Source organism: Herbaspirillum camelliae (genome assembly GCF_001929405.1).
Taxonomy (GTDB): domain Bacteria; phylum Pseudomonadota; class Gammaproteobacteria; order Burkholderiales; family Burkholderiaceae_D; genus Herbaspirillum; species Herbaspirillum seropedicae.
The window spans coordinates 1484272-1502004 of the sequence record NZ_KV880769.1 but is presented as its reverse complement, the minus strand read 5'-3'; the positions used below and the strand labels follow the sequence as shown (position 1 = coordinate 1502004).

17 protein-coding genes are annotated in these 17733 nt (G+C 65.4%); 7 read left to right on the top strand and 10 right to left on the bottom strand.

Going from position 1 to position 17733, the window contains the following annotated elements:
- Positions 1-6 precede the first annotated feature (6 nt).
- The 4 genes from BGK68_RS06760 to BGK68_RS06745 all read left to right on the top strand — a co-directional run bounded on the left by BGK68_RS06760 (position 7) and on the right by BGK68_RS06745 (position 4411).
- The gene (locus tag BGK68_RS06760) at positions 7-720 is read left to right on the top strand and encodes a gluconate 2-dehydrogenase subunit 3 family protein (RefSeq protein WP_075256447.1); all 714 of its coding nucleotides are present in this window, start codon (positions 7-9) and stop codon (positions 718-720) included.
- A gap of 51 nt (positions 721-771) precedes the next feature.
- Positions 772-2544, top strand: coding sequence for a GMC family oxidoreductase (locus BGK68_RS06755; RefSeq protein WP_013236483.1), 1773 nt, complete (start codon positions 772-774; stop codon positions 2542-2544).
- Positions 2545-2556: 12 nt separating this feature from the next.
- Positions 2557-3828: a c-type cytochrome gene (locus BGK68_RS06750; protein ID WP_075256446.1), complete on the top strand. Its 1272-nt coding sequence runs from the start codon at positions 2557-2559 to the stop codon at positions 3826-3828.
- A gap of 151 nt (positions 3829-3979) precedes the next feature.
- Positions 3980-4411: a hypothetical protein gene (locus BGK68_RS06745; protein WP_075259703.1), complete on the top strand. Its 432-nt coding sequence runs from the start codon at positions 3980-3982 to the stop codon at positions 4409-4411.
- 23 nt (positions 4412-4434) lie between these two features.
- Here BGK68_RS06745 and BGK68_RS06740 read toward each other — a convergent pair whose 3' ends face one another.
- Positions 4435-4767: an ArsR/SmtB family transcription factor gene (locus BGK68_RS06740; protein ID WP_041311346.1), complete on the bottom strand. Its 333-nt coding sequence runs from the start codon at positions 4765-4767 to the stop codon at positions 4435-4437.
- Positions 4768-4892: 125 nt separating this feature from the next.
- On the opposite strand from BGK68_RS06740, the gene BGK68_RS06735 reads away from it, so the two are divergent.
- Both BGK68_RS06735 and BGK68_RS27985 read left to right on the top strand, forming a co-directional pair.
- Positions 4893-5981, top strand: coding sequence for an NADH:flavin oxidoreductase/NADH oxidase (locus BGK68_RS06735; protein ID WP_075256445.1), 1089 nt, complete (start codon positions 4893-4895; stop codon positions 5979-5981).
- Positions 5982-6107: 126 nt separating this feature from the next.
- Positions 6108-6260 carry a hypothetical protein gene (locus tag BGK68_RS27985; RefSeq protein ID WP_198937167.1) on the top strand — a complete coding sequence of 51 codons (153 nt, stop codon included), beginning with the start codon at positions 6108-6110 and terminating at the stop codon, positions 6258-6260.
- Positions 6261-6503: 243 nt separating this feature from the next.
- Here BGK68_RS27985 and BGK68_RS06730 read toward each other — a convergent pair whose 3' ends face one another.
- On the bottom strand, positions 6504-7127 hold the full coding sequence (locus BGK68_RS06730) for a glutathione S-transferase family protein (protein ID WP_075256444.1): 624 nt from the start codon (positions 7125-7127) through the stop codon (positions 6504-6506).
- Positions 7128-7347: 220 nt separating this feature from the next.
- On the opposite strand from BGK68_RS06730, the gene BGK68_RS06725 reads away from it, so the two are divergent.
- Positions 7348-8244, top strand: a complete 897-nt coding sequence (locus BGK68_RS06725) for a DMT family transporter (RefSeq protein WP_075256443.1) — start codon at positions 7348-7350, stop codon at positions 8242-8244.
- A gap of 95 nt (positions 8245-8339) precedes the next feature.
- Here the strand turns inward: BGK68_RS06725 and BGK68_RS06720 are convergent, their stop codons facing one another.
- The 8 genes from BGK68_RS06720 to BGK68_RS06685 all read right to left on the bottom strand — a co-directional run bounded on the left by BGK68_RS06720 (position 8340) and on the right by BGK68_RS06685 (position 17670).
- The gene (locus tag BGK68_RS06720) at positions 8340-9260 is read right to left on the bottom strand and encodes an ornithine cyclodeaminase family protein (protein ID WP_075256442.1); all 921 of its coding nucleotides are present in this window, start codon (positions 9258-9260) and stop codon (positions 8340-8342) included.
- A gap of 39 nt (positions 9261-9299) precedes the next feature.
- Positions 9300-10232, bottom strand: coding sequence for a LysR family transcriptional regulator (locus tag BGK68_RS06715; protein ID WP_013236491.1), 933 nt, complete (start codon positions 10230-10232; stop codon positions 9300-9302).
- Positions 10233-10424: 192 nt separating this feature from the next.
- A complete protein-coding gene (locus BGK68_RS06710) occupies positions 10425-11579 on the bottom strand; it encodes a TRM11 family SAM-dependent methyltransferase (protein WP_075256441.1) in 1155 nt (384 codons plus the stop codon).
- Entirely contained in the window at positions 11576-12727 is a 1152-nt protein-coding gene (locus BGK68_RS06705; RefSeq protein WP_075256440.1) for a hypothetical protein, read from the bottom strand. The genes BGK68_RS06710 and BGK68_RS06705 overlap by 4 nt, the downstream gene beginning before the upstream one ends.
- A 4-nt stretch (positions 12728-12731) precedes the next feature.
- The gene (locus BGK68_RS06700) at positions 12732-13781 is read right to left on the bottom strand and encodes a bifunctional nicotinamide-nucleotide adenylyltransferase/Nudix hydroxylase (RefSeq protein WP_075256439.1); all 1050 of its coding nucleotides are present in this window, start codon (positions 13779-13781) and stop codon (positions 12732-12734) included.
- Positions 13782-13847: 66 nt separating this feature from the next.
- On the bottom strand, positions 13848-15545 hold the full coding sequence (locus tag BGK68_RS06695) for an NAD+ synthase (RefSeq protein ID WP_075256438.1): 1698 nt from the start codon (positions 15543-15545) through the stop codon (positions 13848-13850).
- 28 nt (positions 15546-15573) lie between these two features.
- Positions 15574-16776 (bottom strand): nicotinate phosphoribosyltransferase, encoded by a 1203-nt coding sequence (gene pncB / locus BGK68_RS06690; RefSeq protein ID WP_075256437.1) that lies wholly within the window; start codon positions 16774-16776, stop codon positions 15574-15576.
- Between the two features lie 30 nt (positions 16777-16806).
- On the bottom strand, positions 16807-17670 hold the full coding sequence (locus BGK68_RS06685; protein WP_075256436.1) for a cysteine hydrolase family protein: 864 nt from the start codon (positions 17668-17670) through the stop codon (positions 16807-16809).
- Between the last annotated feature and the right edge of the window lie 63 nt (positions 17671-17733).

The window sequence follows — 17733 nt, the reverse complement described above, 5'->3', positions numbered from 1 at the left end:
TTGACCATGACCTCCAAGTTCAGTCCCTCGCGTCGTGCCGTCCTGGCCGCTACCGCAGCGGCCGTTCCTCTCGTCTCGATCCCTTTGCTCAAACAGGCCAAGGCCGATGGCCTGGAAGGCATCGAGCTGCAGCACTACAAGCCGGTGTTCTTCGACAATGCCCAATGGCTCTTCATCCTGGCCGCCTGTGATCGCCTGATCCCCGCCGAAGGGCGCGGACCGGGTGCGCTGGAAACCAATGTTCCGGTCTTCATCGACCAGCAGTTGCATGCCGGTCTCGGTAGCGACATCTATCAGCAGGGGCCGCACCAGACGGATGCGCCGGCCACGCTGGGTTTCCAGATTCCCTATGCGCCGCAGGATGTCTATCGCATCGGTATCAGCCTGACCCAGCAGATCAGCCAGCAACAGCATGGCAAGCGCTTCGAGCAGCTGGACGCCAAGGACAAGGACGCCTTGCTGACGGCGCTGCAAAAGAATGGCGTGGATTTCGCTGCGCTGGGCGAGACGTCGATGCGGCCTTCGCAATTCTTCGGGCAGTTGCTGGGCGATACCAAGAATGGCTACCTGGCCGATCCCATGTACGGCGGCAACAAGGACATGAAGGCCTGGGTCGCCATCGGCTTCCCCGGTGCGCGTGCGGCCTACACCGAATGGGTGGACCAGCACAACGTGAAGTACCCGCTCGGCCCGGTCAGCCTGTCGGGCAAACGCGCCTGAACGGCGCTGCCTGGACTGCTTGCCTCCCTGTCACTTTCTGATTGAATACTCATGCCTGATATCACCAACGACGACGTCGATGTCGTCATCGTCGGCCTCGGTTGGGCCGGTTCCCTGATGGCTATCGAACTGGCCCAGGCCGGCCTGAAGGTGCGCGCCCTGGAGCGCGGCCCGGACCGCCCGCCCGAAGACTTCGCCTATCCCAAGCCGGCCGACCAGTACGGTTACGCGACCCGCAACAAGGTCTTCGCCACGCCGCGCGACGCCGCCCTGACGGTGCGCTACAACACGGCGCAGCAGGCGCTGCCCACCCGCAAGTGGGGCGCCTTTGCGCCCGGCACTGGCGTGGGCGGCTCGGGCCTGCACTGGACTGCGGTGCTCATCCGCGCTACGCCCACCGACCTCAAGCTCAAGACCTACGCGGACCAGGCCTACAAGCACAGCAATCTCGATCCCGAGATGCGCATCAAGGATTTCCCGTTCACCTGGAACGAGATCGAGCCGCACTACGATTTCTTCGACAAGGTCTGCGGCCTGTCTGGCACGACCGGCAACCTGCGCGGCCAGATCCAGCCGGGCGGCGATCCCTTCGAAGGTCCGCGCTCGAACCCCTATCCGCTGCCGGCGCTGCACGATACCTACAACAACACCCTGTTCGCCGATGTGGCTCGCAAGCTGGGCTACCATCCCTTCCCCAATCCCTCGGCCAATGTCTCGCAGGCCTGGACCAATCCGTATGGCGCGCAGATCGCGCCTTGCAACTATTGCGGTTTCTGCAGCAAGTATCCTTGCCTGAACTACTCCAAGGCCTCGCCGCAGACCACCATCCTCGATGTGGTCAAGCGCCTGCCCAACTTCGACTACAAGGTCAACGCCAATGTCATCCGCGTGGACCTGCACGCCGACAAGAAGACCGCGCGCGGCGTGACCTATGTCGATGAGAACATGAAGGAAGTGTTCCAGCCGGCCAAGATCGTGATCCTCTCCAGCTTCCAGTTCGCCAACGTGCGACTGATGCTGCTCTCGGGGATCGGCAAGCCCTATGACCCGATCACCGAGACCGGCGTCATCGGCCGCAACTACGCCTTCCTCTCCAATGGTGGGGCGACGCTGTTCTTCAAGGACAAGCACTTCAATTCCTTCGCCACCGCAGGGGCCACGGGCGAGATGTTCAACGACATCTCGCCGGGCAACTTCGACGATGGCGTCAAGCTGGGCTTCATCGGCGGCGCCAAGATCCATAGCTCGCAGGCTTCGGGCGCACCGATCGGCACCGCGCTGCCGCCGGGCACGCCGAGCTGGGGCCGGGGCTGGAAGGAAGGCATGATCGACTGGTACGACCATTCCATGAAGATCAGCATCACCACCACCTGCATGTCCTATCGCGGTCACTTCCTGGACCTGGACCCGAACTACAAGGACCCGTGGGGCCAGCCGCTGTTGCGCATGACCTTCGACTGGCGTCAGAACGAGCTGAAGCTGCAGCGCTACCTGCGCGACATCGTGCTGAAGATTTCCAAGGAGCTCAATCCCGATCACATGTCGGAAAGCTTCCTGGCGCTGGATTCGCACTGGGACATCACCAAGTACGTCTCCACCCACAACGTCGGTGGCGCGATCATGGGCGATTCGCCGCGTGACTCGGCGTTGAACAAGTACCTGCAATCCTGGGATGTGCACAACGTCTTCGTCCCTGGCGGCAATGCCTTCCCGCAGAACTTCCAGGCCAATCCGACGGCCACCATCGGCGCCATCACGCTCATGGCCGCGCACGCCATCAAGACGCAGTATCTGAAGAACCCCGGTCCGCTGGTCCAGGCGTAAGGGGAAGAGAACATGAAAAAACTGACTTCATTGTTTGCCGCCCTGGCCTGGTCGCTAGTTGCTCTGGGTACGTTGACCACAGCGCAGGCGGCCGATCAGGATCTGGTGGCGCGCGGCCAATACCTGGCGCGCGCGGGCGACTGCATGGCCTGCCACAGCGCTGCGGGCAAGCCGGCCTATTCTGGCGGGCTGGCCATCGACAGCGGCCACGGCATCATCTATTCCACCAACATCACGCCGGACAAGGAACACGGCATCGGCAACTACAGCGAGGCGCAGTTCTCCGCTGCCGTACGCCATGGCGTGCGCGCCGATGGTACGCAACTCTATCCGGCCATGCCCTACCCCAGCTATGCCAAGGTGAGTGACGAGGACATCCACGCCCTCTACACCTACTTCATGCAGGGGGTCAAACCGGTGGCCAGCACGCCGCCGGCCAGCAGCATGAGCTTCCCCTTCAATATCCGCTGGGGGATGAAGCTGTGGAATGTCTTCTTCGCCAATGACAAGCCCTTCAGGGAGCAGGATGGCTGGAGCGCCGAGATCAAGCGCGGCGCCTACCTGGTCGAGGGCCTGGGCCATTGCGGCAGCTGTCACACGCCGCGCGGCTTTGCGATGAACGAGAAGGCCAGTGACAGCGGCCAGGCGCAGTTCCTCTCGGGCGGCGACCTCAATGGCTGGGCCGTGCCCTCGCTGCGCGGCATGCCGCACTGGAGCGCGCAGGACATCGTCGACTACCTGCAGACCGGTCGCAACAAGACCGCATCGGTGGCCGGCGAGATGAGCCTGGTGGTGGAACATAGCACTGCACACCTGAAGCCGGAGGACTTGCAGGCCATGGCGGCCTACCTGAAGACACTCTCGCCGGTGGCTTCCAGCGGCAGTGGCCGTGTCATCCCACAGGGTGTCGACGCGACGGTCAGCAAGCTCACCGCAGCCAAGGACCTGACGCTGGGCGAGCGGCTCTACCTCGACAATTGCGCGGCCTGCCACTTCGTCAATGGGCGGGGTGCGCCGGGCATCTTCCCGGTGCTCGATGGCGCCACCGTGGTCAATGCCGAGAACCCCAGCGCCTTGCTGCATGTGATCCTGGCCGGGGCGCGCACGCCGTCCACCGAGAAGGCGCCGTCGATCCTGGTCATGCCGGGCTTCGCGCATCGCCTCTCCGACGAGGAAGCGGCCGCGCTGGCCACCTTCGTGCGCCAGGGCTGGGGCAACCAGGCCGGCAAGGTATCCGAACGCGAAGTGGGCAAGCTGCGGGCGGGGATGGACAAGCAGCACTGACGACGATCCGCCTGACTGCAGGATGCAACAAGGAAAGGACTGGCATGGAAACATGCCGGTCCTTTTTTACGTGACTGACATGCAAGGATAGTTGACCCGGCAGCACGATGGCCGCACTATCGCAGCTGATACCGATTTTCTCTTCAGTCCCATGACCCACCACTACGGCGCCACCTATCGCGGCAAGCAGATCAGCGTAGAGAGCATCGAGCAGCGCAACGGCGATGTCCTCTGCAAGGTCAGCATCGATGACGAGCCTGCGCCGCACCTGCGCGGCAATCCCTTCTCGTCGCTGGCGGCGGCCCACGTAACGGCGGTCGGCTACGCCCGCGCCGTCATCGATACCCTGCTGGACAATGACGTGGCCGAGCATCACGGCTACTTCATCCGGGTCAGCAGCACGGAACAGATCGACGGTACCTGGGTAGGCAATTACCAGCTGCATCGCAATGACAATCCAGTGGCCTTCCGGCGCGTGGCGTGCGAGGACTTTCGCGGCAATACCTCGGTGGAGGCGGAACAGTACGCAATGGCGACGGCCTTTGTTGCGATCGACGCCGACATTGCCGCCGGCAAGCTCTGAACCTCGGCCTTGCTCAGTCTTTCTCAGGCGGCCTTCTTGCGACGGCTGGGCAGCTTGTCCTGCTGGGCCAGGATGGCCGATAGCAGGCCGGGGAAGCGCTGTTCGATATCGGCGCTGCGCAAGGTGTTGATGTGGGCGGTGCCGTTGCTCTCGGTACGCACCAGCCCGGCTTCGCGCAAGACCTTGAAGTGATGCGAGACGGTGGACTTGGGGCGTCCGCCATCGAGTTCGCCGCAGGTCGCACATTCCACGCGCGCCAGATGGCGCACGATCTCCAGGCGGATCGAATCGCTCAGCGCATAGAGCACGCGCTCAAGCACGAATTCATCAGTGGCGGGGTGTTTGTAGGGACGCATCTGCAGGATGATACACCCTGGGTTATACTCCCTTCCATTGTTCGAATATATTCGAATCAACGAAGCAGCCGCTGGCCATGAACCTGCGCGCTGCATGCCTTTTCACTCTGACAAGAAAACTGATCATGTCCGCACTGTTCCAACCCTTCAAGCTCAAGGATGTGAGCTTGCGCAACCGTATCGCCGTCCCGCCGATGTGCCAGTACATGGCCGTGGAGGGCAAGGTCAACGACTGGCACCTGTCGCATTACGCCAGCATCGCCCGTGGCGGCGCTGGCCTTGTCATCGTCGAGGCCACTGCAGTCTCGCCGGAAGGCCGCATCACGCCGGGCTGCACCGGCATCTGGTCCGATGCGCTGGGGCAGGCCTTCGTGCCGGTGGTGCAGGCCATCAAGGCCGCCGGCGCCGTGCCTGGCATCCAGATCGGCCACGCCGGCCGCAAGGCCAGCGCCAACCGTCCCTGGGAAGGCGACGACCATATCGCCGCCGATGATGCGCGCGGCTGGGACACCCTCTCGCCCTCGGCCATCGCCTATGGTCGTGGCTTGCCCAAGGTCCCCAAGGCCATGAGCCTGGACGACATCGCCCGGGTGCGCCAGGACTTCGTGAATGCGGCCGTGCGTGCGCGTGAAGCCGGCTTCGAATGGCTGGAACTGCATTTCGCCCATGGCTACCTGGGGCAGAGCTTCTTCTCGGCGCATGCCAACCAGCGTGACGACCTCTACGGCGGCAGCGTAGAAAACCGCGCCCGCTTCCTCATCGAAACCCTGCGCGCAGTGCGCGAAGTGTGGCCGGAACACCTGGCCCTGACGGTGCGTTTCGGCGTGCTGGAATACGATGGCCGCGATGAAGAAACGCTGATGGAATCCATCGGCGTGGTGCGCCAGTTCAAGGACAGCGGCATGGACATGATCAGCGTGACCATCGGCTTCACCATCCCCGAGGTACAGATCCCCTGGGGTCCGGCCTTCCTCGGTCCGATCGCCAAGCGGGTGCGCGACGAAGCCGCCGTGCCGGTGTCCTCGGCCTGGGGCTTCGGCACGCCGGCGCTGGCTGAGCAGGCGGTCAAGGATGGTCAGCTCGATCTGGTGATGGTGGGCCGTTCGCACCTGGTCAATCCGCACTGGACCTACCAGGCGGCCAAGGAGCTGGGCGTGGAGCGTCCTTCATGGACGCTGCCGGCGCCGTATGCGCACTGGCTGGAACGTTATTGAAGCAGCATTGACAGGCAGGCAAGCCGCTCAGGAATTCCCTGAGCGGCTTGCCCGTTTTCTAGGGAAATCCACTAAAGCCAACGCCAGGGTGATCTCCTAAGATGGAATCGTCTTGAGGAGATCACCATGTTCACCACCTTCCTGCTGACCGTCGTTGTCTCTGTCCTGATGACTGTCTTGCTTTCTTCGCTAGGGATCTATCTGTTCGCCGAAGCGAAATGGCGTCATCACCCGCTGGCCCGCGATACCCGCCTGCCTGGACAGCGTCTGCCGATCTGATGTCTCCCTGAATCCTGGTGGATTTGGTGTTGGCCCCACGGTCTTTGACCGCGGGGCTTTTTTTTATGCGGCCAGGTGTGATCAGTAGAACAGCAAGGACACCAGCGGCACACTGGCCAGCAACAGACAGCCCAGGAAGGCGGCAAGGAAGAGCAGTTTTTTCTTACGGGTGGCCATGATGAACCTGCAGGACGGGAATGGGCGCGGCATGCGCAAGGCGGCAGTGTACCGCGCCCGAGGCGATCAGGCCATGCCGTTGCGTCCGTAGCGGCGGAAGCCCTCGCGTTCGGTCAGGCGGTCATAGTAGGCAGTGACCGCCGGCAGGGACGGATGCTCAAAGGGCGTGCCAAACCAGCGGTTCACCGACAGGCCCACGGGAATATCGGCCAGCGTGAACTCGGCCCCGGCCACATACCCACCGCTGTGCTGCAACTGCTGCTCCAGCACTTCCATGAAGCGGGTCCAGTCAGCGATGGAGGCCGCCACCTGCTGGGCATTGCCATGCGCGGGCGACTTGCGCACCAGGGTCAGGTAGGCATAGCTCCAGGCACGGTTGAGGTCGCTGGCCTGCCAGTCTATCCACTGATCCACCCGGGCGCGCGCCTGCGCCTGCACCGGGTAGAGCGCCGAACCGCCGTAGCGGTTGGCCAGGTAGCGGATGATCGCGTTCGATTCCCACAGCACGAAGCCGTCATCCTCGATCACCGGCACCATGGCATTGGGATTCATGGTCAGGAAGGCGGGCTCGCTGGTGGGCCTAAAGCCCGCGCCCCAGTCTTCGCGTTCGAAGGCAATGCCCAGCTCGGCGCAGGCCCACAGCACCTTGCGTACGTTGATGGAACTGTCCCGACCGTAGATCTTGAGCATGCACGTTCTCCTGATGTCCTGATGAAATGACTGTACAGGCTAGCAGCAGCTCACTGTCTGCGCCATGTACAGTTGGCCCGTCGGGAAGCGTATCACTGTTGCGTCCGGCAACTGGCCCGGTCCAGTAAGGGCAACTGTACCGGGACGGCGTGCGCAAGTGGGTTTAGACTCATGGTCCGACTGGTTCTGCCTGGCTGCGCCTGGGGCGCGCCCTGTCCTCATGTCCTCATCCAATCTCTGCAAGCTGCTCCTGCTGGCCGCCATCTGGGGCACCAGCTTCATGCTCATGCGCATTGCCGCGCCGGTCTTCGGTCCCATGCTGACCACCTTTGGCCGCGCCTCGCTGGCCACGCTGGCGCTGCTGGCCTTTGCGCGCGTGCGCGGGGTGCCCATGCAATGGCGCAGCAACTGGCTGCCCTACCTGGTGATCGGCATCTTCAATACTGCCCTGCCCTTTGCGCTGTTTGCCTGGTCGGCGCTGCACATCCCCTCGGCCTACATGGCCACGATGAATTCGCTGGCGCCGGTGTTTACGGCCATGTTCGGTTTCCTGCTGATGGGCGAACGGTTGAGCCTGGTGCGCTGCGCCGCCTTCGTGCTGGGCCTGGTGGGGGTGGCGGTGCTGGTGGGCATCGGCCCTGCCCCGGCCGATGCGATGGTGATTGCAGGTGTGCTGGCGGCCATGGGCGCGGCGGTCAGCTATGGCTTTGCGGCCACCTTCACGCGCATGCGCGCTGGCGGCATCTCCCCCATCGCCCTGGCCACTGGCAGCCAGTTCGCCGCCGCCCTGTGCCTGCTGCCCCTGGCCGCGCCATCGATGCCGCATGCGCTGCAGGCTGGTACGCTGCCCGCGCTGCTGGCGGTGCTGGTGCTGGGGGTGGTCTGTACGGGGATCGCCTATGCGCTGTTCTTCCAGCTCATCGCTGCCGAAGGGGCCACCAAGGCCATCACGGTGACCTTCCTGGTGCCGATGACGGCCTCGCTGTGGGCCTGGCTGTTGCTGGATGAACCGGTGACCCTGGGCACCGTGACCGGCATCGCCATCGTGCTGGTGGCCACGGCCACCGCCTTGCGGGCCAAGCCGGCGGTGGCTGCGCGGACAAAGGCGACGGCCTAGCTCAGCAACGGCGGTGGATAAGACAAGAAGAGAATAAGACAAAGGCGCTGCAGAACCTGCGCAGCGCCTTTGTCATCAGGACATGCGGCCGGTGCTTACCAGCCGTATCGTGCGCACGCCTTGCGATAGGCCAATCCCGCCAGCGCCACATCTTCCAGGCCGATGCCGATGCCCTTGTAGATGACGATGTCGTCGGGACGGCGCTGGTAGGGCATGCTGCCATCGACGGCCTGGGCCAGTTCCATCACCTGGGCCCAGTCGAACACGCCGGGCGCGCATTGGACCAGGTCGCCGGCTTCCTGCTGGGCCTGCGGCTTCCATTCCACGAACAGCGCGGCAGCCCGGCCGATGGCGGCATCGTCGAGCTCGCGCACATTGGCCTTGGACGCGCCCACGGCGGCCACGAAGGCGCCGGGGCGCAAGAGCTTGCCGTCGAAGAGCGGTGTGGCCGAGCGCGTCACGGTGACCAGTACGTCGGCCTGGGCGGCGGCCTCGTCGATGCTGACCATGCGCGCCGGCACGCCCAGGGTGCGGGTGACTTCCTCGGCCAGCGCCTGCTGGCCGGAACGGCCGGCGATCAGCACGTCCTTGAAGGGCCGCACCTGCAGCAGCGCCGGGATGTGCGAACGCGCCTGTACGCCCGTGCCGATCACGGCCAGGACCTGGGCATCGGGGCGCGCCAGCGCATCGCAGGCCACGGCGGTGGCGGCGGCGGTGCGCAGGCCGGTCATGGCGTCGCCTTCCATGGTGCACAGCGGTGCGCCGGTCTCGGTCGAGAAGAGCTGGATGACGAAGCGGAACTGCCCCTTGATGGTGGTGTAGACCTTGGCCCCGGCAATGCCAGCAGCGGGGATCACCGCGCCCATCATAGAGAGCATCACGCCATTGGAAGCGCTGGTGCGCACGCGTCCCTGGTGCGCGCCCTCGGCGGCGCTGGCGAAGGCCTCGCGCATGGCGGCGATGGCGTCTTCGGTGGTCAGCAGTTCGCTGATCTGCTGGTTGCTCAGGAATTTCATTGCTACATCCTTCATGGGTTCACTGGGTACGAAAATCGGCTAGCCGTGTTCGGCCTTGAGATAGTTCCAGATACGGTCGATGTCGGGATTGGCGCCATCCAGGCGGCGATAGACGCGGATGTCCATCTCGTCGCACCACAGGCCCTGCTCCAGCGCTTCGCTGTCGGTGGGGGCGATGGCCAGGGTCAGCTTGCCTTCGGCGATCTCGCGCGCCACGGCGCTGGCGGGCAGCCAGGCGATGCCATGGCCTTCGACGGCCATGCTCTTCAAGCCCTCGGCCAGGTCGGTCTCGAAGCGGCGGAACAGATGCACCTGGCGCGGACTGGAATGCAGCGCCTTCTCGACGATGCGCGACAGCGACGAATACGGCGAATAGCTGAGGAAAGGCTGGGGATCATTGGGCGCGCCGGGCAGCACATACTTGGGCAGGCCATTGGGCAGCGTCTTCACGTAGGGCCGCAAGGGCTCCTTGCCCAGCGAGAGCACGTCGTAGCGCTCGGTATCGAGGGCGATGCCCTGCTGGCGGTGGTCATAGCACAGCAGCAGGTCGCAGTTGCGCTCGACCAGGGCCATGACGGCGTCATGCACATTGCCGGCCATGACGGTAGTGGAGATGGCGCCGATGGACTTCTCGATCTCGGAGAGCAGCTTGGGAAAGACCGTCAGCAGCAGCGTATGCGGCATGGCCAGGCGCACCGCCGACTGCGCCCCGGCCAGCTGGCCGCGCAGCACCAGCCGCGCCTGCATGGACTGGTTCAGCATTTCCTTGGCGATGGGGACGAAGGATTCGCCGGCCTGGGTCAGCGTACAGGGATAGGAAGAGCGGTCGAACAGCTCTGCGCCCAGCCAGGTTTCGAGCGAACGGATACGGCGTCCGAAGGCCGGCTGCGTCACATTGCGCAGCTTGGCCGAGCGGCTGAAGTTGAGCGTCTCGACCACGGAGAGGAAGTCCTCTACCCATTTGATTTCCATTGTTGCCCCTGCCCCTATTGTGTGGCCGCGCTGGTCCGACGGCTTGTCTCTGGCGCCGGCCACGTTGTGCCTGGCGGCGACCTTCTCTTGGAACGTCAGCCACTATACCGAAACGGCATGGGCCGCACCCCATGCCATTTTGGCATAGGGCGCACGGGAAGAGGTAGACAGTCGGCGGCAAAACCGTGGAGCTCAGGAAGCGTCCCGCAGCAGCTCGGCAGGCATCAGCGGCAGGCCGGCCTGGATGACGGCACGCGGGAGAAGGCGGGCGGCGTCATGGCGTTCGTCGCGCAGGCACAGGTCCAGCCGTACCAGACGGCCTTCACGGTCGAGCCGGACGGCGCGCAGGTAGTGCCGCTGCGGCAACAGCGCGGCGCCAGCGGCGGCCATGGCGGCTGAAAACGGTGCTCCCCAGCAAGTGAGCGCAAAGCCCTGCTGCTCCAGCCAATGGCAGAGCGCCACCAGCAGTTGCGGATCATCCGGCAGCAGCAGATCGGCATCGGCCGGCGCATGCGCGAGCGGCAGACCGTGCAGCCAGCGCGCGAAGCTGCCGTAGACCACAAAGCCAGGATGGGCGCTCTGCATGGCCTGCAGCACGGCCAGGGTCTGCGCCGTGTCGATGGCAGGGGGAAGATGACGCGCCAGCAGCGCGTATTCATGGGCGCGGTTGCTGCGCATCTGCCCGGGGGCTGCGGGCTGGCTGGCGCGGTCATAGATCAGGATGCGTTCTTCCACGAAGCAGAAGCGGTCGGCCATCAGCCGCGCCAGGTCCCAGGCCAGCGGCACGAAGTGTTCGCCCACCCGCAGGTTCTCGGCGCACAGCACCAGCCAGCCGCCGGGGCGCAGGCAACAGCGCAGTCCGGCCAGCAGGCGCTCCAGCATGCCCAGGAAACCTGCATAGGTCTGGCTGGCGTAGAGCTGGCCGGGTTGTGCCGCTGTGGCTTGGTCGGGCCAGCGGCAGCCGAAGTAAGGGACGTTGCTCAACACCAGATCGACCGGCGGCAGCTGCGGCAGGATGGCGGTGGCCTCACCGTGGATGACCTGCTGCTGCGCAGCCTGCGGTGACAGGCGCTGCAGGCGCTGGCGCGTCAATGCCACCCGGCTGCCATCGACCTCGATGCCGATGCCGGCGCGGCCCTGGCTGTGCGCCGCCACCAGGGTGCTGCCAAAGCCGCAGAACGGGTCCAGCACCCGGCCCTCGGGCGGGCACAGGTGGGCGATGAAGGGTTGCATCTGCTCCACCCAGCCGCAATCGCGCGCGCCAAAGCTATCGACGCCGGCCAGGTCGGCGGGCAGGGTCCATGCCGGATCTTGCGCAGTGAGGTGCAGCCAGCTGTTGTCGTTCATGACGGGCTCCGGAGTGCGGGCATGAGCGGCATCACGGTACGGCTACGCGGGGTCACGGGAGCCTCGGCCTCCAGCAGGACATGCTCATCGGGATTCCATCCGCCGCACAGACGGCCATTGGCATGGAACACCAGCTTGTAGACGCGGCCGCTGGCGTGGCGCTGGTGCATGCGCACGTAGTCCGAGGCTTCGAAGGTGAGCTGCATGCCGCGCCAGTGCAGCAACACATTCCAGAAGTAATAACCCGAGGTGGCATGCATCAACTGCGCCTCGGCGCTGAATTCGGGATCGGCCAGGCAGGCCGCCAGCAACTCAGCGACATCGATGCGGGCGGCGCCGATATAGCGGGCGGTGACGTTGTCGCGATACTGCGGACCCAGCTGCGAGAACTCGCGCAGGATCACCGCCGCCACGCCCTGTCGCTGCGCCCAGCGCAGGTAGGCCTTGAGCGCCGACAGTCCGTCGATGCCGCCTTGCTGCACGATGCACACCAGCTTGACCGGCAGCTGCGACCTCGCTTGCGTCAGTTGCGCCAGCACGCCTTCGATGCCCTCTTGCGTGGCCACTGCCTGCCCACTGCGAAAGCGCATGATGGCCTGGTTGGCGGCCGCCTCGTGATGATGGCGCGACAGCTCCACCCAGCCGAGACCAAAGTCCTGCAGGCGCGCTACCAGCGCCGTGCCCGGTGAGCCGACCAGGCCGGCGCCATTGGTGTAGAGCACGCTACCCTGCACCGGCGAATGACGGGCGTGCTCCTGCAGCACATCGAGCATGGACAGCATCCAGCCTGCATCATCGGTGGTCTCCAGGCCCGACAGCGACCACGACAGCGGCAGGCCGCGCAAGGCCGCCAGCGCCTGGCGCAATTGCGCGGCGTAGTGCGGGCCGGGACGCAGCGCCGCCGCATGCGCTCCGCCATCGTTGAGCGTCTCGGAACAGAAACGGCAGCGCGCCGAGCAGGGCCGCGCCGAGGCATAGGGCGTGAAGGTCACCGGCTGGGCGATCTGCACGGTGCGCCCGCCCATCTCCCAGTGACGCCAGCGGCTGGCGTCGTCCTCATCGGGCTCGCGCTGGATCACGCGGGGCAGTCGCGCTTGCAGCAGTCGCTGCAGGCTGGCCGGCATCAGGGCGGGCAATGCGGTCGCCATGGTCTCAGTCGGCGCCGGTGAGGTTGAGGAAGGTATCGAGGATGTGGAAGTGGTCATCGAAGAAACTCGCTTCCATGGCGGCCAGCTGGTCGATGGGCGTCCAGACGGCCTGGGCGGCGTCGTCAGCAGCCTCGACCTCGGGCAGGTGTTCCAGCCGCAGGTCGAAATAATAGGCGTGGGTGATGGTGCGTCCGCGTGCGCTGCGGTCGGGATGATCGAAGATCTTGACGTCCACCAGCGCCTCTTCCAGGGTGACGTCGAGCACGGCCAGGTTGGTTTCCTCGGCCAGTTCGCGCAGGGCGGCCTGCATCAGCCGTTCGCGCTGGTCCAGGAAGCCGCCAGGAATGGCCCATAGGCCGCGCCCCGGAAAGCCCTTGCGCTGCACCAGCAGCACATGGTCCGCGGCGCGGATGACCGCATCGACGGTGGTGAACACCGGCGGATACGGGGCGGCGGCCCAGGCGGCGTGATACTTGCGCAACTGGCGATGTTCTTCCACCAGCGCGGCGTAATGCGGCAGCAGCGACCAGGCGCGCAGGTAGTGGCGCACGCTGGGCGGCACCATCGGGTCCAGGACGTCGAGGCTGACTTCCAGGTCCTCGGCCTCGAACCAGACGTTGCGGATGTCGGTGGCATCGATGTCGTCGGCGCGCGGCAGGGTTTCCAGCTGCCATTGCGGGAAGTGGCGCAGGTAGTAGCTGGAAGCATCCTTGAAATGCCCCACCAGCAGGACACGCGCCTGGCTGCCCGCTTCGGCGGCGACCTGGCGGCGCACTTCGGCTGACCAGCGGCGGTCGTCGTAGTAATCGCGGGTGGCGACGAAGCGCAGGCGCTCGCGCTGGCCCGGCGGCATGGCCCCGGCGATCATGGCGGCGCGCTCTTCCCAGGTGAAGGGGTTCTTGGTGTTGCGGGCGTGGAAGGCCGAGCCCAGCACCACGATCACCATGGCCGCGCGTTCCAGCGCGTGATGCAAGAGGTGCAGGTGACCGTTGTGGACGGGCTGGAAACGGCCGATCACCACGGCGGCATCGTATTGCGGAGTCAAGATGGGCATGCGCCTTCCTTTATTTTTTCAACAGGGTTCAACGGCAGTCGAGGTCCGGTATCGCCACGCCGCGCCTCAGTAGCGCACGGCAATGGGAATCTGCCGCCCGCTGCCGAAGGCGCGCGAGCGCAGGCGGATCACGGGCGGCGACTGGCGGCGCTTGTATTCATTGCGCGCCACCATGCGGCAGATGCGTTCGACCAGGGCAGCCCCGGTGTCGGTTCCGCTGAGCTGCTCCACCGTACGCGCTGCGGCCTGGGCTTCATCGGCGGGCAGGCGGCTGCCCTCGATGTGCCACTTGAGGATCTCGTCGAGCACCTCGTAGGGCGGCAGGCTGTCGGTGTCGCGCTGGTCGGGCGCCAGTTCGGCGGACGGCGCCTTGTCGATGATGGCGGCGGGGATGATCTCGCGGCCTGCCTGGGCATTGAGGTGGCGCGCCAGCGCATAGACCTCGGTCTTGTAGAGATCGCCGATCAGGCCCAGCCCGCCGTTGGTATCGCCGTACAGGGTGCAATAGCCCACCGAGATCTCGCTCTTGTTGCCGGTGGTCAGCAGCAGGGCGTCATAGCCGTTGGAATATTCCATCAGGATGGCGCCGCGCACCCGCGCCTGCAGGTTTTCCAGCGGCAGTCCGCGCAGGGGTGCGCCGAAGGCGGTGGCAAAGCCATCCTCGAATTCGCGCACCAGGTCGGCGATGGGGTGGCGGAACAGCGTCACGCCCAGGGCCTGGCACAGCGTTTCTGAATCATCGACCGAGCCGGCGCTGGAAAACATCGACGGCATGGTCACCGCCACCACGTTCTGCGCACCGAGCGCCTCGGCGGCCAGAGCGATGGTCACGGCCGAATCGATGCCGCCCGAGGAGCCCACCACCACCTTGCCGAAACCGCAGCGGCGCGCATAGTCGCGCAGGCCCAGCAAGATCTGGCGGCGATGGAATTCGGGCGTGGCCAGGGTCTGGTCGATGCACTGCGGCGCGCCCACGCCATCGCTGCGCAGGAAGCGTCCGCCTTCGAAAGCCAGCACCTGGAAGTCCTCGGCCAGGCGCGCGGCTTCGAAGGCCAGCCCTTGCAAGGGCGACATGGCGAAGGAGCCGCCGTCATAGACCAACTGGTCCTGGCCGCCGACCTGGTTGACGTAGAGCAGCGCCATCTGGCGGCGCAGGCAGGCGGCCTGGAACAGGGCGTGGCGCTGGCTGCGCTTGCCTACATCGGAGGGGCTGGCGTTGATGGAGACCACCAGTTGCGCATCGGCCTGGGCCAGCTTCTCGAAGGGGTTGACGCGGTAGCTGCGCAGGTCATCGTTCCAGCCATCCTCGCAGATCAGGAAGCCCACGCGCATGCCCTTGAGCGGCAAGACGCAGGCGATTTCCGGGCCGGCCTCGAAGTGACGGCCATCATCGAAGACGCCATACACCGGCAGCAATTGCTTGTGGTATTCGGCCACGATGAGGCCCTCGCGTACGGCCAGCAGGGCATTGAAGAGTGGCTTGCCCGGACCGGGATTGCGGCGCGGTGCGCCGATCACGGCGGTCAGCCCGGGCAGGCGGCGGGTGGCGTCGATCACGTCTTGCAGGGTCGCTTCGGCGCGGGCCAGGAAACGGGATTCTTCCAGCAGATCGCCGGGGTAATAACCGCAGATCGACAGCTCCGGGAAGACCACCAGGTCGGCCCCGGCCTGGGCGGCGCGTTGCAGGCCATCGAGGTGCAACCCGAGATTGCCCTCGAAGTCGCCGATGGTGGGGTTGCATTGGGCGATGGCGATGCGAAGCATGATGCGTCCTTTCTGCCGCCGCAGCGGCTCAAGCAGGGAGGGCCGGCGCGGCGATGCCGAACAGCTGGCGCAGGTAGGCCAGGAAGGTTTCGTCCTTGCACAAGGTCTTGCCCGGCGAATCGGACAGCTTGGCCACGGCCTGGCCATTGCAGGACGACAGCTTCATGACGATGTTCAGCGGCGCGATGCCGGTGTCGTTGCTCAGGTTGGTGCCGATGCCGAAACCGGTCATGGCGCGGTCGGAAAAGTGCCGATAGAGGCGCAGCGCCTGCGGCAGGTCCAGGCCATCGGAAAACACCAGGCGCTTGGTGTTGGCGTCCAGCCTCAGCTTGCGGTAATGCGCCAGGGCCTTCTCGCCCCATTCGAAGGGGTCGCCGGAGTCGTGGCGCAGGCCGTCGAAGAGCTTGGCGAAGTACAGGTCGAAGTCGGCCAGGAAGGCGTCCATACCGACCACGTCGGTGAGCGCCACGCCGAGGTCGCCGCGGTATTCCTGCACCCAGGCCTCCAGCGCGGCCTTCTGGAAATCGCGCAGGCGCACGCCGAAGGACTGGTAGGACTGCAGGTATTCATGGGCCATGGTGCCGATGGGCACGAGCTGGTACTGCTTGGCCAGCCACACATTGGAGCTGCCCTTGAAATACTGCGGCACTTCGCGCGCCAGCGTGGCCACCACTTCTTCCTGCCAGGCGCCGCTGTAACGACGGCGCACGCCGAAGTCGAAGAACTCGAAGGGATGGCGGCCCGCAGGCTCGCTGGCAAAGGACTTCAGCAGTGCGATCTTGTCCTGCAGGCGACGCCTTGCCTCGTCGATGGCGCCGGCATGGCCGACACGGCGGAAGTACAGTTCATTGACGATGTAGAGCACGAAGATCTCGAAGCCCATCACATGCACCTGCGGCCCCCGGGCCACGATGCACAGGCGGTCACCGTCGGTGCTGACCTCGATGAACTTGCGCTGGAAGCGGAACAGCGCCAGGAAATCGATGAAGTCGCTCTTCATGTAGCGCAGCTGGGCCAGGTAGTCCAGTTCTTCACTGCTCAGGCGCAGGCTGCACAGGTGGTCCAGCTCGCGCTCCACGTCCTCTTTGAGTTCGGCCAGCGGGAAGGCCGGCTGGTTGCGGCAGACGAAGGTGTATTCGGCCTGCGCACCAGGGTGGCTGTGCAGCAGGGCTTGCCACATGGTGAACTTGTAGAGATCGGTTTCCAGCAGACTACGGACGACGGGCGCCATGATGGGCACTCCTTGCAGGGGTTGAACGGTTCAGGCGTTGGCTTGCAGTTCCTGCAGCACCTGCGCCGAGGTGGCCAGGCGCACGCCGGCCTGCGACATGGCGGCCAGGAAATCCTGGTACTGCGCCTCGAAGCCGGCCACCGGGCTCATGCAATCGGTCACCAATACCAGGCGGGCGCGCCCGGCGGCGTCAAGATTGGCGGCAATGTGCTCGGTGGTGGCGCGCACGCAGTGGCTGCCGGCTTCGCCGGTGATGTAGACCGCGTCGGCCTGGGCCAGGGTGGCGATGAAGCCACGGTTGAGCTGGGTGGCCGGATCATCGTCATCCGGCACTTCGGCCATGACCGCCGAATAGTGCTCGGTCCAGGGATTGCTGCCCTTGCCCAGCTTGGTGACCACGCCCAGCGTACGTTCTTCCCAGCGGTTGTAGGCGGCGCGCACATCGGCATGGACCGCTGCGCCCCAGCTGCCGATCTCGCAGTGCACCGGCCAGACCATGAGGCGATAACGGCCTGCGGTCTCCAGCGCATCGAGATAGGCCAGCGCGCGCGGCAGCGATTGCGGATCGCGCGGCAGGTAGGCGCCGGCGCGCACTTGCGCGGCCTCGATCTGGGTGAAGGGGGTGACCGCCGATCCGTCGCCCTGACGCCAGAAGGTGGGATGGGCGATGTCCAGCCTATGGTGGGCGTCCAGGGTGATGCTGATGGCCGACAGGCCCGCGCCGCCCTGGTCGATCAGGCCGGCCACCCGTTGCAGGTCGGCATGGCTGCCCGCCACCGGCAAGGCCGGTTGCAGCGTGCCACCAGTGGCCGGGTCCACAGGCCGCCAGGACGCCGGCAGGTCGCAGAAATCGTTTTGCGGATCGATCACGAGGAGATGCAGGGAGCGCTTCATGGTGTCCACCTTTCGGAGTGCGTCGGGTTACGGTGAAGCCAGTGTAGACCACTTAATTTCATT

What these genes read in the sequence shown, in the direction of transcription:
- BGK68_RS06760 (WP_075256447.1), top strand. Translation starts at nt 7, where the DNA reads ATGACCTCCAAGTTCAGTCCCTCGCGTCGTGCCGTCCTGGCCGCTACC.
- BGK68_RS06755 (WP_013236483.1), top strand. Translation starts at nt 772, where the DNA reads ATGCCTGATATCACCAACGACGACGTCGATGTCGTCATCGTCGGCCTC.
- BGK68_RS06750 (WP_075256446.1), top strand. Translation starts at nt 2,557, where the DNA reads ATGAAAAAACTGACTTCATTGTTTGCCGCCCTGGCCTGGTCGCTAGTT.
- BGK68_RS06745 (WP_075259703.1), top strand. Translation starts at nt 3,980, where the DNA reads ATGACCCACCACTACGGCGCCACCTATCGCGGCAAGCAGATCAGCGTA.
- BGK68_RS06740 (WP_041311346.1), bottom strand. Translation starts at nt 4,767, where the DNA reads ATGCGTCCCTACAAACACCCCGCCACTGATGAATTCGTGCTTGAGCGC.
- BGK68_RS06735 (WP_075256445.1), top strand. Translation starts at nt 4,893, where the DNA reads ATGTCCGCACTGTTCCAACCCTTCAAGCTCAAGGATGTGAGCTTGCGC.
- BGK68_RS27985 (WP_198937167.1), top strand. Translation starts at nt 6,108, where the DNA reads ATGTTCACCACCTTCCTGCTGACCGTCGTTGTCTCTGTCCTGATGACT.
- BGK68_RS06730 (WP_075256444.1), bottom strand. Translation starts at nt 7,127, where the DNA reads ATGCTCAAGATCTACGGTCGGGACAGTTCCATCAACGTACGCAAGGTG.
- BGK68_RS06725 (WP_075256443.1), top strand. Translation starts at nt 7,348, where the DNA reads ATGTCCTCATCCAATCTCTGCAAGCTGCTCCTGCTGGCCGCCATCTGG.
- BGK68_RS06720 (WP_075256442.1), bottom strand. Translation starts at nt 9,260, where the DNA reads ATGAAATTCCTGAGCAACCAGCAGATCAGCGAACTGCTGACCACCGAA.
- BGK68_RS06715 (WP_013236491.1), bottom strand. Translation starts at nt 10,232, where the DNA reads ATGGAAATCAAATGGGTAGAGGACTTCCTCTCCGTGGTCGAGACGCTC.
- BGK68_RS06710 (WP_075256441.1), bottom strand. Translation starts at nt 11,579, where the DNA reads ATGAACGACAACAGCTGGCTGCACCTCACTGCGCAAGATCCGGCATGG.
- BGK68_RS06705 (WP_075256440.1), bottom strand. Translation starts at nt 12,727, where the DNA reads ATGGCGACCGCATTGCCCGCCCTGATGCCGGCCAGCCTGCAGCGACTG.
- BGK68_RS06700 (WP_075256439.1), bottom strand. Translation starts at nt 13,781, where the DNA reads ATGCCCATCTTGACTCCGCAATACGATGCCGCCGTGGTGATCGGCCGT.
- BGK68_RS06695 (WP_075256438.1), bottom strand. Translation starts at nt 15,545, where the DNA reads ATGCTTCGCATCGCCATCGCCCAATGCAACCCCACCATCGGCGACTTC.
- pncB (WP_075256437.1), bottom strand. Translation starts at nt 16,776, where the DNA reads ATGGCGCCCGTCGTCCGTAGTCTGCTGGAAACCGATCTCTACAAGTTC.
- BGK68_RS06685 (WP_075256436.1), bottom strand. Translation starts at nt 17,670, where the DNA reads ATGAAGCGCTCCCTGCATCTCCTCGTGATCGATCCGCAAAACGATTTC.